Origin of the sequence: Octadecabacter sp. B2R22 (assembly GCF_018861045.1) — a bacterium.
Classification (GTDB): domain Bacteria; phylum Pseudomonadota; class Alphaproteobacteria; order Rhodobacterales; family Rhodobacteraceae; genus Octadecabacter.
The window spans coordinates 746,998-762,070 of the sequence record NZ_JAHKQJ010000007.1; the positions used below are offsets into that span (position 1 = coordinate 746,998).

11 protein-coding genes are annotated in these 15,073 nt (G+C 55.5%); 7 read left to right on the forward strand and 4 right to left on the reverse strand.

Annotated features, from left to right (window positions below; genetic code table 11):
• Positions 1-88: 88 nt before the first annotated feature.
• On the reverse strand, positions 89-1,384 hold the full coding sequence (locus KO486_RS09150; protein WP_216036924.1) for an ABC transporter substrate-binding protein: 1,296 nt from the start codon (positions 1,382-1,384) through the stop codon (positions 89-91).
• A gap of 233 nt (positions 1,385-1,617) precedes the next feature.
• Here KO486_RS09150 and KO486_RS09155 point away from each other — a divergent pair, with 233 nt between their 5' ends.
• The 3 genes from KO486_RS09155 to KO486_RS09165 are packed head-to-tail and all read left to right on the forward strand — an operon-like array spanning position 1,618 to position 4,975.
• Positions 1,618-2,646 carry a substrate-binding domain-containing protein gene (locus KO486_RS09155; protein ID WP_216036925.1) on the forward strand — a complete coding sequence of 343 codons (1,029 nt, stop codon included), beginning with the start codon at positions 1,618-1,620 and terminating at the stop codon, positions 2,644-2,646.
• Between the two features lie 26 nt (positions 2,647-2,672).
• A complete protein-coding gene (locus KO486_RS09160) occupies positions 2,673-3,995 on the forward strand; it encodes a GH1 family beta-glucosidase (RefSeq protein WP_216036926.1) in 1,323 nt (440 codons plus the stop codon).
• Positions 3,995-4,975 carry an ROK family protein gene (locus KO486_RS09165; RefSeq protein WP_216036927.1) on the forward strand — a complete coding sequence of 327 codons (981 nt, stop codon included), beginning with the start codon at positions 3,995-3,997 and terminating at the stop codon, positions 4,973-4,975. Before KO486_RS09160 ends, KO486_RS09165 begins: the two co-directional genes overlap by 1 nt.
• 10 nt (positions 4,976-4,985) lie before the next feature.
• On the opposite strand, the gene KO486_RS09170 is transcribed toward KO486_RS09165, so the two are convergent.
• From KO486_RS09170 to guaB, 3 genes are all read right to left on the reverse strand, one after another.
• Positions 4,986-7,316 carry an ATP-binding protein gene (locus KO486_RS09170; protein WP_303435030.1) on the reverse strand — a complete coding sequence of 777 codons (2,331 nt, stop codon included), beginning with the start codon at positions 7,314-7,316 and terminating at the stop codon, positions 4,986-4,988.
• 149 nt (positions 7,317-7,465) lie between these two features.
• Positions 7,466-8,626: an RsmB/NOP family class I SAM-dependent RNA methyltransferase gene (locus KO486_RS09175; protein WP_216036928.1), complete on the reverse strand. Its 1,161-nt coding sequence runs from the start codon at positions 8,624-8,626 to the stop codon at positions 7,466-7,468.
• Between the two features lie 12 nt (positions 8,627-8,638).
• On the reverse strand, positions 8,639-10,087 hold the full coding sequence (guaB, locus tag KO486_RS09180; RefSeq protein WP_216036929.1) for an IMP dehydrogenase: 1,449 nt from the start codon (positions 10,085-10,087) through the stop codon (positions 8,639-8,641).
• Between the two features lie 209 nt (positions 10,088-10,296).
• On the opposite strand from guaB, the gene KO486_RS09185 reads away from it, so the two are divergent.
• The 4 genes from KO486_RS09185 (at position 10,297) to KO486_RS09200 (ending at position 15,013) form a co-directional block, all read left to right on the forward strand.
• Entirely contained in the window at positions 10,297-11,361 is a 1,065-nt protein-coding gene (locus tag KO486_RS09185) for a calcium-binding protein (RefSeq protein ID WP_216036930.1), read from the forward strand.
• A 31-nt stretch (positions 11,362-11,392) separates the two neighbouring features.
• Positions 11,393-12,346 (forward strand): agmatinase, encoded by a 954-nt coding sequence (speB, locus tag KO486_RS09190; protein ID WP_216036931.1) that lies wholly within the window; start codon positions 11,393-11,395, stop codon positions 12,344-12,346.
• Between the two features lie 100 nt (positions 12,347-12,446).
• Positions 12,447-14,486, forward strand: a complete 2,040-nt coding sequence (locus KO486_RS09195) for an ASKHA domain-containing protein (RefSeq protein WP_216036932.1) — start codon at positions 12,447-12,449, stop codon at positions 14,484-14,486.
• Positions 14,483-15,013: a GNAT family N-acetyltransferase gene (locus KO486_RS09200; RefSeq protein ID WP_216036933.1), complete on the forward strand. Its 531-nt coding sequence runs from the start codon at positions 14,483-14,485 to the stop codon at positions 15,011-15,013. The genes KO486_RS09195 and KO486_RS09200 overlap by 4 nt, the downstream gene beginning before the upstream one ends.
• Positions 15,014-15,073 lie beyond the last annotated feature (60 nt).

Genomic DNA, 15,073 nt, shown 5'->3' on the forward strand with positions numbered 1-15,073 from the left:
TTCTCCTCCCCCGAGCCTTAAAGATAGTCTGCTGTCAATAAAGGGTGGCGCAATCTCTTGCGCCACCCGTTGTCAAACAATCCAATGCTTACTGCAAAGCGTCCCAGCTTTCCTGAATGGATGTCGCTACGTCTGCGGCATCTGCGCCACCAACATAATCAACCATACCAGTCCAGAACGTACCTGCACCTACACCACCCGGCATAAGGTCAGATCCGTCAAAGCGGAACGTCGTAGCGTTAAGCAGAACTTCGTTCAGACCACGTTCGGAATCAGATCCAAAGACGGACAGATCAGCGGACAAGTGTGGCGTAAGGAAACCACCCTTAGACATCCACATCTCATGTGCCTCAGTTGAACGAAGGAATTCGATCAACTGGTGCGCACCTTCGGATTCTTCCGTGATCGCGAACAATGTACCGGACCCCAATACCGGTTTTCCAAGGTCTTGTTCAGCAAAGGCTGGGAAGTAGAAGAAATCAGCGTCTTCGCCAACTTCTGTCCCTTCAGGGAAGAATGCCGGAATGAAGGACGCCTGACGGTGCATGTAGCACTGTGGCGGGCTGTCAAACAAACCCTTTGGACTGTCGCGGAAGTCAGTTGTTGCAACCGCACCAGCGCCACCCGCTACATAGTCGTCGTTACGTGCGAACATGCCGAAGGCATCAATAGCTTCGATCACTTTAGGATCGTTGAACGGCATCGCATTGCTAACCCAGTCATCATAAACAGCTGGTTCCTGCGTGCGCAGCATCATGTCTTCGACCCAGTCCGTTGCAGGCCAACCTGTCGCCGCACCAGACCCCAGACCAATACACCAGGGTGTGCCGCCATCGGCAACGATCTGGTCGGACAGCGCAATCAGCTCTTCCATGGACTCAGGGATTTCGTATCCAGCATCTTCAAAGTTCTCAGGAGAATACCAAACCAAGGATTTGACGTTCACACGAAAGAAGAAACCGTAAAGGTTGTCGGCACCGCTTGCGTCGGCATATGTGCCCAGATCAACCCAAGACTGACCCGCAGCGTAGTTCTCTACGATCCAATCGGCGGTACCGTCGCGAAGTGGCGTCAAATGCCCTTGCGCCGCAAGATCGGACGCCAAGCCTGGCTGTGGGAAAACCGCAAGATTTGGCGCGGACCCGCCTTCGATGTCGATCACGACCTGGCTCTCAAAGCTGTCGGATCCGACGTATGTGACCGTCGCGCCTGTAGCTTCCTCGAAAATGTCCAGCACGGCTTCGAGGTTGTCAGCTTCCGGGCTCAGGAATGGCCCAGCGATAGTAATTGTTTCACCGGAAATATCTGCTGCGTGACCGTCGGCCTGTGCCATTCCAACTGTCAGAGCTGCAATTGCTGCGCCCGCATATAAAGATCTTGTCATTGTTGATTCTCCCTAGACGGGTGGTTTCACCCGTTGTTTTAAAAGGTTCCTACCCTGCGCCTCGCTCCCAAAGCGCTTTGGATATCCTGAACATGCTTCAAAGAATCGAGAGAGTCAATCAACGTAAAATGCTGCAACTGCATAATAAATATAAGTTAAAAACGGTTGATTTCATCAGAGTATGCCTTCAAGAATACTAGCACCTTCGCGTCCAAAGCGGTTTGAAAGAACATATGAACCTCAAAGAACTCTCTGAAAAGCTGGGATTGTCCCAAACAACCGTCAGCCGTGCGCTGAACGGCTACCCAGAGGTGAGCGAAGCAACCCGAGAAAAAGTTCAGCTTTTTGCCAAGCAGCATAACTACAGCCCGAATACCCGCGCAAAAGGGTTAGCCACTGGTCGGTCTCATGCGATTGGACACGTCATTCCAATCGCGAACCGCCACGAGGTTGTTAATCCGATCTTCGGCGACTTTATCGCGGGTGCGGGTGAAGTTTACGCCGCCAACAATTTTGAAATGGTCCTGTCAATCGTCGAAGATGGTAACGAAGAAAAGGTCTATCGTGCCTTCAAAACACGAGGTACCGTGGATGGTGTCATTCTTCACGGTCCAAGGATAAACGACGAGCGCATACCTCTCCTTCAAGAGATCGGCCTGCCCTTTGTTGTCCACGGTCGGGCATCGGGTGTTGAAACCGACTATAGCTGGCTGGACGTGAACAACCGACGCGCCTTTACACGGGCCACAGAGTTCTTGATCGACCTAGGGCATCGCCGAATTGGTCTTATCAATGGCCTAGAAGATATGGACTTCGCGCATCGCCGCAGACTGGGTTATGAGGACGGACTGAAAGCGCGTGGCCTCTCCATCGACTCATTCATTATGCGCTCCTATGAAATGACCGAAAGCAATGGCTACACCGCCGCGGGTGAAATGCTCGACAGTGAAGCACCTCCAACCGCCATCCTCGTGTCATCCATTATTACAGCTCTTGGTACGCGTCGCGCGATCGAAGACCGCGGCTTAAAAATGGGGCGCGATGTTTCAGTTGTGACCTATGATGACACCCTGTCCTATCTGGCCAACGGCATAGATGTGCCAATCTTTACAGCCACCCGATCTTCTGTGCGCGATGCTGGTCGCCAATTGTCCAATTTGCTTTTGGCAAAGATTAGCGATCCATCACGTCCACCCGACCACATTCTATTAGAAGCTGAACTCACCGTTGGTCAGTCCACGGGCCCTGCCCCCGCGACCTAACGCCTTCCCCAATCGAAAGATCGATCATGAATTTCAAACGCTCGGATTTCCCCGAAACCTTTCTTTTTGGCACGGCCACATCTGCCTACCAGATCGAAGGGCACAGCTTTGGCGGCGCGGGGCAAACCCATTGGGACACATTTGCGGCCACGCCCGGAAACGTTGTGCGCGCCGAACATGGAGGTATCGCTTGCGATCACTACCATCGCTATGAAGAAGATCTCGATATCATTGCCAATGCCGGCTTTGACGCCTACCGCTTTTCCACGAGCTGGGCCCGCGTGATGCCCGATGGCGTCACGCCCAACCCCGAAGGATTGGACTTTTATGACCGCCTGACAGACGGCATGTTGGAACGCGGGATCAAACCCTGCGCGACGCTCTATCATTGGGAACTGCCTTCGGCACTGGCCGACAAAGGTGGCTGGCAAAATCCGGACATCGCAAAATGGTTCGGTGATTTCACGCAGTGCATCATGGAACGGATCGGTGACCGGATGCACTCTGTCGCGCCCATCAATGAACCATGGTGTGTCGGCTGGTTGTCGCATTTCCTCGGAGCCCATGCGCCTGGCCTGCGTGACATCCGCGCCACCGCTCGCGCCATGCATCATATCTTGCTGGCCCACGGCACCGCGATCCAAACCATGCGCGGGTTAGGCATGTCCAATCTGGGCGGCGTGTTTAACCTCGAATGGACAATTCCGGAAACGGCCTCCGAGGCCGACGCCACGGCAAATGAAATTTCTGATGGTTATTACAACCGGTTCTTTCTCGGTGGTGTCTTTCAGGGCAAATATCCAGATTCCATCATGAAAACCTTCGAGCCCCATATGCCGCAGGGCTGGCAAGATGACTTTCCGACCATCCAAGCGCCCCTCGATTGGTGTGGCATCAATTACTACACGCGCCGCATTGTGCGTTCAAACGACGCTGCATGGCCGTCCCATGACGTGATCGAGGATGGCCCTCTGCCCAAGACTCAGATGGGTTGGGAAATTTTTCCTGACGGGATGTACAATTTCCTCAAGCGGACCAAAGAGGAATACACGGGCGATCTGCCTCTCTTCATTACAGAAAACGGGATGGCAAATCCTGACGTCATCAAAAATGGAGCGGTCGATGATCCTGAACGGATCTCATTCCTAAACCAGCACTTCGAGGCCGTTCGCCGCGCCATTGCAGATGGTGTCCCTGTTGACGGGTTCTTTGTGTGGTCGCTTCTGGACAACTATGAATGGGCCTTGGGCTACGAGAAGCGCTTCGGCCTCGTGCATGTTGATTTTGACACCTTGAAGCGCACGCCGAAAGCCTCCTATCACGCGCTCAAGGCCGCATTGGAAAAGTAATGAAATATCCCGCAAACACCCTATCCCTCGTGGCTGACATCGGCGGAACTAACACTCGGTGCGCGTTGGCGGATGGCCCACGCGTGTTGCAAGACACTGTGCGTCGGTATTCAAACGCTGATTTTGACGGGTTGGAAACGGTCCTGCGTCAGTACCTTGCGGATGCCGGCGACGTTGATCCTGCCGCCGCTTGTGTGGCTGTCGCTGGCCCTGTCCATAACGGCGTTGCCACTATGACAAATCTGGATTGGACGATTGACCGCGACACCCTTGCCCGCGCGACACGCGCAGAAACCGTCGCAATCCTGAACGATCTACAAGCACAAGGGCACGCGCTCGCAGATCTGGACAGCAGTGCATTACGACCGATCATTGATCGCACGGACGAAACGCTCAACTCTCATGCGGCCCGACTGGTGGTTGGCGTGGGGACCGGCTTTAACGCCACGCCGGTTTTTGACACAGACATGGGCCGGTTTGTGCCCCCCTCCGAGGCAGGTCATGCCAACCTGCCAATCCGCACAGAACAAGACCTGCGTCTGGCACAGTACGTATCCAAAGCGCACGGGTTTCCAGCCGTAGAGGACGTCGTGTCAGGTCGCGGGCTTGAACGTGTCTACAGTTTCTTGGGGCATGATGCCGATGATCCGCATGAGGCCCGCGCGCAGGATATTATGGCGGCGTGTGCGAAGGGCAATGACCCACGTGCCCGCGACGCCGTGGCGTTGTTCATCCGGTTTCTGGGCACGGTCTGTGGCAACTTAGCCCTTATTCAGCTACCGTTTGGCGGGGTCTACCTTGTCGGGGGCGTCGCGCGCGCCATGGCACCCTATATGGCAGAGTTCGGATTTGGCGACGCATTCCACGATAAAGGGCGGTTTGCGGGGTTCATGACCAATTTTTCGGTTCATGTTGTCGAGGACGACTATGCCGCGCTGTCAGGCTGCGCCTCTCATATCCAAGCTCTCATGGTAGCCTAGGCTAGGTCGCCTAGTGGAGCTGGCCATAGACGGTCTTTGTCAGCTCTTTGAGGGAGAATGGTTTGGGCAGGAAAACCGAATTCGGAATGCTTTTTTGCGCCTCGCCAAAGGCTTCCTCCGCATAGCCAGATACAAATACGACCTTTGCATTGGGCCGATCTTGCAGCGCCTCTTTTACCCACGTTGGTCCGTCTTTGCCTGGCATGATGACGTCGGTGAGAAATAGATCAACCTCGAGATCACTATCCGCTAACATCGACAGAGCGGCCTCGGCGCTTTCCGCCTCAAGCACCGTGAAGCCGCGCAGTCGCAATGCCCGGGAGGCAAAGGCGCGAACAGGTGCTTCGTCCTCGACCAACAACACGACTCCATCCCCTTGTGATGTCATATCGGATTCAACCACTGGCGTTGAAACAACGGGATCAATCGGGCCATCATGACTTGGGATCAAGATACTAAAGCTCGTACCGACACCGACGGTGGAATCAACGAATATAAAGCCGCTGGTCTGTTTGATGATCCCGTAAGCGGTCGACAACCCCAGCCCCGTTCCCTCTCCCGTTTTCTTAGTGGTCCAGAAGGGTTCAAAAATCTTGGTCTGTTTGTCTTCCGAAATTCCCGACCCAGTATCATGAACCCGCAAGACAACGTAATTTCCAGGTGGAACCGTGACGCGGTCGCGGGTCAAACCCTCGGTCAACACGGTGTTCTCAGTTTCAATCCGGATATTCCCACCCTCTGGCATCGCGTCACGTGCGTTTACGACAAGGTTCATGAGGACCTGTTCCAGCTGCCGTTTATCCGCACGGATCGGATTTAGGGCCGGATCGTGATCCAAGGTCAGCGTGATCCGTTCTCCGACGAGACGATTCAGTAAATGTGTGCTGTCCGACAGGGTGTTGCGCAGGTCTAAAACCTCAAGCTGGAGGTTCTGTTTGCGAGAATAGGCAAGCAACTGCCCAACCAGCGCGCCTGCCCGATTGGCGTTCTGATGGATCTGCACAAGATCGGAGTAATCACTATCACCCTGATCGTGCCGCAGCAGGAGCAAATCACAATGGCCCGAAATCGCTGTCAGCAAATTGTTGAAGTCATGGGCCACACCGCCAGCCAGTTGCCCAATCGCCTGCATCTTCTGGCTTTGCACGAACTGTTGTTCCAGGTTTTTATACTCGGTCACATCATTAAGAACGGCAATCACATGCGGTTCCACCGAACGGCCCGCCGGATTGAGTGAGACCTGCAAGAACGTCTCACTACTATCGTTCACGCATTGTAGATACTGCGGCGCGGACGGGATTTTGCTTTGGTACGTCTCGGTGATCCAATCGTTCAACGGGCGACCCAACCCTTCCACTAGATCATTAAATCGCGTTCCCGCCCCGATCTTGTGATCCAGCAACATCCGTGCTTCCCGGTTGGAGGACAGCACTCCGCCATCAAGTCCAATCTTCAGCAACGGGACGGGCAATTCTTCAATCGCGTCCCATTCTGTTAGGATCGCGGCTCCCTCCCCGATGGTATCTGACGGCAACAGATAGATTTCGCTTCTGCCGCCGTGGCTTGGCACCTCCGCAACAAGGCTTTCGCTCAAACCTGACTCACACCGTACATGATGAACTTGCCCCGATACGATCGGTAAATCCGAAAAAACGCCCTCTAGGTTCTTGGCGCGGCCGCCCAGCAAGCGCCGAAAAGCTTCGTTCATATAAAGAACGGTGCCGCTTGGGCCGGCTGTCAACATCGGCAGGCTCAATGCGTCGGCGGACCTCCCGACGCCCATACGATCAGACAGGTCTTCCAATCGCCACAGAAACGAGGTGTCATCAACCGCATTCACCGACAGGCGCACGTGCCCTTTGCGGGTTACGATATCTTCTCGTGCACTTCCAAGGGCTTGCGCTTTGTTTTGAATGCGAAACATGACCGCACTCGGGTTCGCAAACATCTCGGCGAAGACACGACCAAGGCTCTCAACGTTCAGATCCCTGAACCGTGCCGCCGCGCGATCGTTACGGCTGAGAATAATCCCGTCACTGTTGGTCAAAAAGCTTGGTGAGGGGTCGTGTTCCACTAAAGAAATCACGCTTTTACGGGCCGCAGCCTGCTGGCGAGCCTTTATTGCGCCACCGATCAATAGGGCCAATGCAAACAACAAAACCGCTGACCCAAAAGCCAGCAAACCGAGGCGAATTTGGACATCAACCACGACAGCTGTGCCCAGGATTGCAGATGCGCCGAGCAAGACCAAGGCCCACTGCGGTGTGGTCTTTGGACCTGCGGGCTTTGCCCCCTCAAGGGTTGGCCGCATCGTTGCATCAGGATCGATGTGATCAGTCACGCCCGCTCATTCCCATGTGGTGTCATCCCTTCGAATCGTCCGTCCAAATAGACGGCATAAACCTTAACTCCCCCTTAAGTATCTCAGGAGCCTAAGGTCGTTCAAAGAAAATGCAACTCAAGGTTGCCGGTCGGGTCGTGTTTGGCGTTCTAATTGCGCTGAAGTCGCGCCAAAAAGAAACCGTCTCCCTTCGCATGGGGCGTGATCAATCGAGACGACAGCGCACTAAACTCAGGGCTGGCCGTCAAGAAACCGTTAATACGTTCAGAATTCTCACATTCGAAAATGGAACAGGTCGCATAGGCCAAAGAGCCGCCCTGCGCCACCAAAGGTGCGGCCGATCGTAAGACATCGTCTTGCATATCGTTAAGTTCAGCGAGCCTCTCAGCGGTTAAGTCCCACTTCGCGGCAGGCGTGCGCCGCCACGTCCCGCTGCCCGAACAGGGCGCATCACACAACACCAAATCAAACGGCTCAGCGTTCTCTAGATCTTCTAAGGAAAGAACCTCAATCGTGACGCCAGCCCGCTGCGCGCGCGGGGTAATGTCCTGCATCCGCGCCTGATCGATGTCATAGGCACTGACTTCGGCACCAAGCGCGGCCATTGCCAAAGCCTTACCGCCGCCACCCGCGCAATAATCCAGTACCCGCAGCCCTTTGGTGATCTCAAGATCTGAAATAGCCACCTGAGAAGAGGTGTCCTGTAGTTCAACCAATCCATCTTCATAGGCCTGACTCAACGCGACACGGCGTTCGTTTTCAATAACTTGAAGAGCATTGCTAATGTTGATTACGGGTTCGCAAACGATCCCGTCCTCGGCCAACAGCGCCATAGCGGCCGCACCATCGCCTTTTGCGACATTAACGCGCAAAAACACGCCAGCCCGAGACTGTAGCAGTTCCAGAATAGGGTCGGCTTCAGCTTTCAAAACTTCATCAAACAGTGGCAGGAGCCATTCAGGCAGATCCAACCGGACGGCCCGTGGGGCGTCAGCCAGATCGCCAGCGACTTCATCTGCACCAACCACTTCAGGCGCGTGACCCTCTGCGGTAAACACCTCATCAACAAGACCCGCAGAGCGCATCGCGCCGAGCATAATTCCGCGCCCTGTTTCTGCACCACCTAACCACGCATAAGACGCGCGGCACCGCAAAGCACCAAACACATGATCGCGTATTGCCGCGCGATCTTTCGAACCAGCAAACCGATGCGAACGCCCCCACCCTGTGAGCGCCTTTTCAGGCACCAGACCGGCGAGGATATCATCAAGGATTTCAATCGCCGCCGCGACCCGTGCTGCAGGTGTCATATCCCCAGCGTCCTATTGAGCGCGGTAATTCGGAGACTCGCGCGTGATCTGCACATCATGCACATGGCTCTCTTTAAGCCCTGCACCGGTGATTTTCACAAACTGACAGTTCTTGCGCATCTCTTCGACTGTCGCGCAGCCAGTATAGCCCATCGCGGCCCGCAAACCGCCAACCATCTGGTGGACAACTGCAGATGCAGACCCCTTGTAGGCCACCTGCCCCTCGATCCCTTCGGGAACAAGTTTGTCGCTGGCGGCGTCTTTCTGGAAATACCGATCCGCAGAGCCCTGCGCCATCGCGCCGAGCGAGCCCATACCACGGTAAGACTTAAAGCTACGGCCTTGATACAAAATGACTTCTCCGGGGGACTCGTCTGTGCCGGCGATCATAGACCCGACCATCGCACAGGACGCACCCGCCGCAATCGCCTTGGCAAAATCGCCCGAAAACTTGATCCCGCCGTCCGCGATAATTGGCACATCGCCCGCAGCCTTGGCACAATCAGCGATCGCGGTGAGCTGTGGTACGCCCACACCCGCGACCATACGGGTGGTGCAAATAGATCCCGGCCCAATGCCAACCTTTACGGCGTCCGCACCCGCACCGATCAGCGCTTTGGTGGCTTCAGCGGTCGCAACGTTACCCGCAATAATCTGAACCTCATTGGAAAGCTTTTTGGCCCGTTCAACAGCAGCGATTACCCCTTCAGAGTGGCCGTGTGCCGTATCGATCACCACAATATCCACGCCAGCGTCAATCAACGCCTGGGTGCGTTCAAAGCCGCTATCGCCAACGGATGTTGCCGCCGCGACGCGCAAACGGCCCAAGCCGTCTTTACAGGCTGTCGGGTTCAACACGGCTTGTTCGGTGTCTTTCAACGTCAAAAGACCAGTCAGCCCGCCCTTGTCGTCCGTGATCAACAGCTTTTCGATGCGCTTGGATTTCATCAACGATATAGCTTCGTCGCGATCGGCCGGTTCACGCAGAATAGCCAAGTCATCCGTTGTCATCATGGTTGAAATCGGCTGATCCTCGGAAGTTGCAAACCGCATGTCACGGTTGGTCACGATGCCAACGACACGGCCCTGAGCATCGACGACAGGGAAGCCCGTGAAGTTATAGCGAGCGACCAAGGCCTTGGCCTCTGCCAAGGTTTGATCGGGGCGCAGAGTGACAGGGTTGTAAACGATCCCGCTTTCGAACCGTTTTACGCGACGTACTTCGCGGGCTTGATCATCGACGTTGAGGTTCTTGTGGATCACGCCCATGCCGCCAGCTTGTGCCATGGCAATGGCCATACGGCTTTCGGTGACCGTATCCATTGCGGAACTCAGCAAAGGGATATTCAAATCAATGCTGCGCGTTACGCGCGTGCGGGTATCTGCGGTACTCGGAAGGACGCTCGACGCCCCCGGAACCAGCAATACATCATCAAACGTGAGGGCCTCGCGAATCTCCATTACATCTCTCCTGAGCATGGCGTCGTTAGGCATGGTCCTTTCGCACGGATACGCCCATAGGGAAAGGTGCATTTTGCACGAATTCGGCCCGAACCCGCAGACTTGCCGTCCAAAACTGACGCGCAGCGGACGACATTCCCCACAGCGGGCCGTTTACCTTGCAAATAACCCAACATACATTCGTGTCGTAACAAGTAGTTGGAGCGGTTATGGAAACCGAGATTGAGTACACGAGCATCATCGACGAAAACGTCGCCGTCATCTTCAGACTCGTTGGGACCAATCTGATTGCTGACCCTGATACCGATCTCGTTTCAGGCGAAGTAGATGGTATTGAGCTTTGGATTGATTACAGCACAACCCTCGAAGACTTGGGCCAGCAAGACACCCATCTTTATCAAGCAATTATAAATTCCGTCGATATTGACGACGTCTTTGCAACTCCCCAAACGATGGAAGAACTCTATACGCAAGTCATCTTGGTCTATGGCCTTGCGGCCCAGCAGCTCGACGTCGAAAGGCAGGTTGGGCTTGTCCTGCACGATGAGATTGGGACCGAAAGCCTCGTGACCACGAGGTATTCTGATCATGTTACTTTGGGTGGCAACGGCCGGGACGCCTTCCTCGGCGCGGGCAATGATTACGTCACCGTTCAGGCCGATGCAGGTCCTATGACCCTTCGATTGGGTGTCGGAAATGATCGCGCTTATGGCGGCTCACAAGCGGACCTCATAAACGGCGGCCTTGGTGATGATACGCTAAATGGCAACGATGGCGATGACCGGTTGGTTGGCGCGGATGGAAACGATGTCATGTTCGGCGGAGCGGGACGTGATGTTCTGATCGGCGGCACGGGAAACGACGTTCTGGGAACCGACGGTGATAACGACCTTTTACGCGGAGACAGCGGTACGGACGTTATTCGCAGCACAGGCGGCGACGCGCGCCTGTTTGGCGGTGCGGACGCTGATGCCTTTGTCTTTATATTCGGCGGCATTGAACAAGCAAGTGAAGCCCTACAGGTCATTGGCGATTTCGAGATGGGGAGCGATTTTCTTTGGCTCTCTCCAACGGGCAATTCCACCCACGCGGCCAATGATGCGTTTGAGCTGTTCACGGACCACGCCACACAAGTCGGAAGCAACGTGGTTGTGCGGGATGGCGATTGGCGGCTGGTGATCCGCAACGTCGATCTTGGTGGTTTTTCTGCCGATGATTTCATCGATGGCGCCGATGGCGTCGGAATCTATCAATGGGCCGACACCATCGCTTGAACCCATCCACCAAAGCATCCAATCTCATACCATGACACATGGATATGACAGCGGACGACTCGACCTACCCTTTGTTGGGATCGCAACCTTTGGCAAACGGCCCTACGTGGCGGACTGGTCTTTGATTGATGCAGACGTCGCCGTACTTGGCGCGCCTTTTGATGCGGGGACGCAATACCGTTCGGGCGCGCGGTTCGGGCCACGCGCGGTGCGCGAAGCCTCAACCTTGTTTTCATTCGGTCATGCCGGTGCCTACGATCACGAAGACGATGCTACCTATCTGGGCGGTGATGTTCGTATCGTTGATATGGGCGATGCGGATATCGTCCACACGGACACGATCAAAAGCCATGCAAACATCGAAACAGGTGTACGTGCTGCCCTCGCCGCTGGCGCCCTGCCCGTCACCATTGGTGGTGATCATTCGATCAATATTCCCTGTATCAATGCGTTTGACGATCAAGGCGACATTCACATCCTTCAGATCGATGCTCACCTTGATTTTGTCGATGAACGCCATGGCGTGCGAAACGGCCACGGGAACCCTATGCGCCGTGCCGCTGACAAACCATACGTCACAGGGCTGACCCAAGTCGGCATTCGCAACGTCAGCTCCACCGCGAAAGAAGGCTACGAGGATGCGCGCAAAATGGGATCGGACATCCTGTCAGTGCGCCAACAACGCGCCCTTGGTGCCGTGCAAACCATCGCACGCATCCCAGACGGCGCTAAGGTTTACATCACCATCGACATTGATGCGTTCTGCCCGTCAATCGCACCGGGCACTGGAACGCCGTCCCACGGCGGGTTTCTCTATTACGAGGTGCTGGAAATGCTCCAGCAGGTCGCCAAGACCCACACCATCGTCGGGATCGACCTTGTGGAAGTCGCGCCCGACTACGACCCAACAGGATCAACCAGCATTCTAGCCGCGCAAATCCTGCTGAATTTGCTCGGCTTTATCTTTCACGAACGCAGCGCCTGAACCCACCTCATGACGTTCCTGAACAATAAGACGGCGTGAAGTGGCTGTAACTTGCCGGCCCGCCCGCTAAGATACTTAAAACTAGGCAGGACTACCTTTCATGAGCACCGATCCACTCGTCGTCTTTACCCCTTCGGGCAAACGCGGACATTTTCCAGCAGGCACCCCGATCCTGACAGCAGCCCGCCAATTGGGCGTCGATCTGGATTCGGTCTGCGGCGGGCGTGGAATTTGTTCCAAATGCCAAATTCAGCCCAGCTTTGGCGAATTCCCAAAACACGGGCTGACGTCGTCAGAGGGGGCGTTGTCAGAATGGAATTCGGTTGAACAACGCTACAAAGACAAACGCGGGTTGATTGATGGCCGTCGCCTCGGCTGCCAAGCCACCGTGCAAGGCGATATCGTCATCGATGTGCCACCAGAGTCTCAAGTTCACCGCCAAGTGGTCCGCAAGGCCGCCAGCGCCCGCGAAATGATCATGGACCCGGCTGTGCGCCCCTACTACGTCGAAGTCGATGAACCCGACATGCACACGCCAACGGGTGATCTTGAACGCCTCGCAACTGCGCTAAAAGACCAATGGGACATCGAAAGTGTCACCGCTGGCATGTCTGTGCTGCGCAAGCTCCAACCCACCCTACGCAAAGGCAAATGGACCTGCACCGTGGTGCTTCACAAGGGCCACCAAGACAGCGAGCACCGTATTCTCGACATTTATCCCGGTTATGATGAAACGCGCCTCTATGGTCTTGCGATCGACCTTGGGTCCACCACCATTGCCGCCCATTTGACCGATCTGCGCAACGGCACTGTTGTGGCGTCCAGCGGCATCATGAACCCACAAATCCGTTTCGGCGAAGACCTGATGTCGCGGGTTAGTTATTCCATGATGAACCCCGGTGGTGACGTGGAAATGACCACCGCTGTGCGCACCGCGCTCAACGCATTGACCGACACGCTTTCGGCGGAGGCTGAAATCCAGCCAAGTCAGATCATGGAAGCCGTGTTCGTGTGTAACCCTGTGATGCACCACCTTTTGCTGGGCATTGACCCTGTTGAACTCGGCCAAGCGCCATTTGCCCTGGCGACCAGCAAATCGCTGTCGCTGCATGTGGCGGACTTAGACCTGACCTGCATGAACCCTGCCGCACGGGTGTTTATCCTGCCCTGTATCGCAGGCCACGTCGGCGCAGATGCAGCCGCCGTCGCGCTATCAGAAGCCCCCGGTGAGCAAGAAGAACTCACCCTTGTTGTGGACGTTGGAACCAACGCCGAAATCCTGCTAGGTAATACAACGCAAACGCTGGCCTGTTCATCGCCCACGGGCCCCGCATTTGAAGGCGCACAAATCTCAAGCGGTCAACGCGCCGCCCCCGGTGCTATTGAACGCATCGAAATTGATCCTGCGACGAAGGAACCTCGTTTTCAGGTCATCGGCTCTGACACATGGTCTGACGAAGACGGGTTTGACGCCGCTATCGCGACAACCGGCGTTACTGGTATCTGCGGGTCCGGCATCATCGAAGCCGTTGCCGAAATGCGCATGGCCGGCCTTCTTGACGCCAAAGGTCTGATCGGATCGCCCGAACAAACTGGAACGCCGCGCAGCATCCCCGAAGGGCGCACCCATTCCTACGTGATTTATGACGGCACAGCCGATGGCGGCCCTCTGATTACCGTCACACAAACCGACATCCGCGCGATCCAACTGGCAAAATCTGCGCTTTATGCAGGTGCGCGTCTTCTGATGGATGAAATGGGAACCGACACCGTGGAACGCGTGGTTTTGGCAGGCGCATTCGGCGCGCATATCTCGCCCAAGCACGCGATGGTTCTGGGCATGATCCCCGATGTGCCGCTCGACAAAGTTACGTCCGCAGGAAACGCCGCTGGAACAGGCGCCCGCATGGCGCTTTGTTCCGTCGAGGCCCGCGCCTCGATCGAAAAGACGGTCCGCGAAATCACCAAGGTCGAAACCGCGATTGAACCGAAGTTCCAAGAACACTTCGTCAACGCCAACGCGATCCCACATGCCACGGACCCGTTCACCATTCTGCGTTCTATCGCGCCTTTGCCTGACGTCAGCTTTAACACGGGCGGCAGCGGTGATGGTGGCAGACGGCGGCGGCGTTCAAGGTGAATAATGTCGATCGCCAGCCCACATTAACCGACGGGCCAATCACCCTTCGTCCCCTCCTGGAAAACGACCGTGCGGACCTTTTCAAAGCGGCTCGCGATCCACTGACTTGGGCTGGCCATCCGGCCAGTAACCGCTACCAACCCGATATCTTCAACCCATATTTCGACAGTTTGCTGGCAAGTCGCGAAACTCTTGTGGTGGTCCTGAACGACCATATCATCGGTTGTTCACGGTTTTATACGCCTGACGAAGACGCAGACGGCATCGCGATTGGTTTTACCTTTGTTAGTCACGATCACTGGGGTGGGACGATCAATCGACAGATGAAAACACTGATGCTTTCGCACGCCTTCAAGACAGTCACTTCTATTTGGTTTCACATTGCGCCCACCAATATCCGAAGCCAGAAAGCGACCGCGAAACTGGGTGCACAGTTTGTGACTCAAAAGGCTGTAACCGTCGCGGGCAAAACGGACGAATGGCTTTGCTACCAACTGTCAAAAAACGACTGGGCGGCGCAGCGTTAATGCTATAAAAAATTCAGCGCCGCCTCCATTGACGCCGCCGTTTCTCAAGCGTATCCAAAT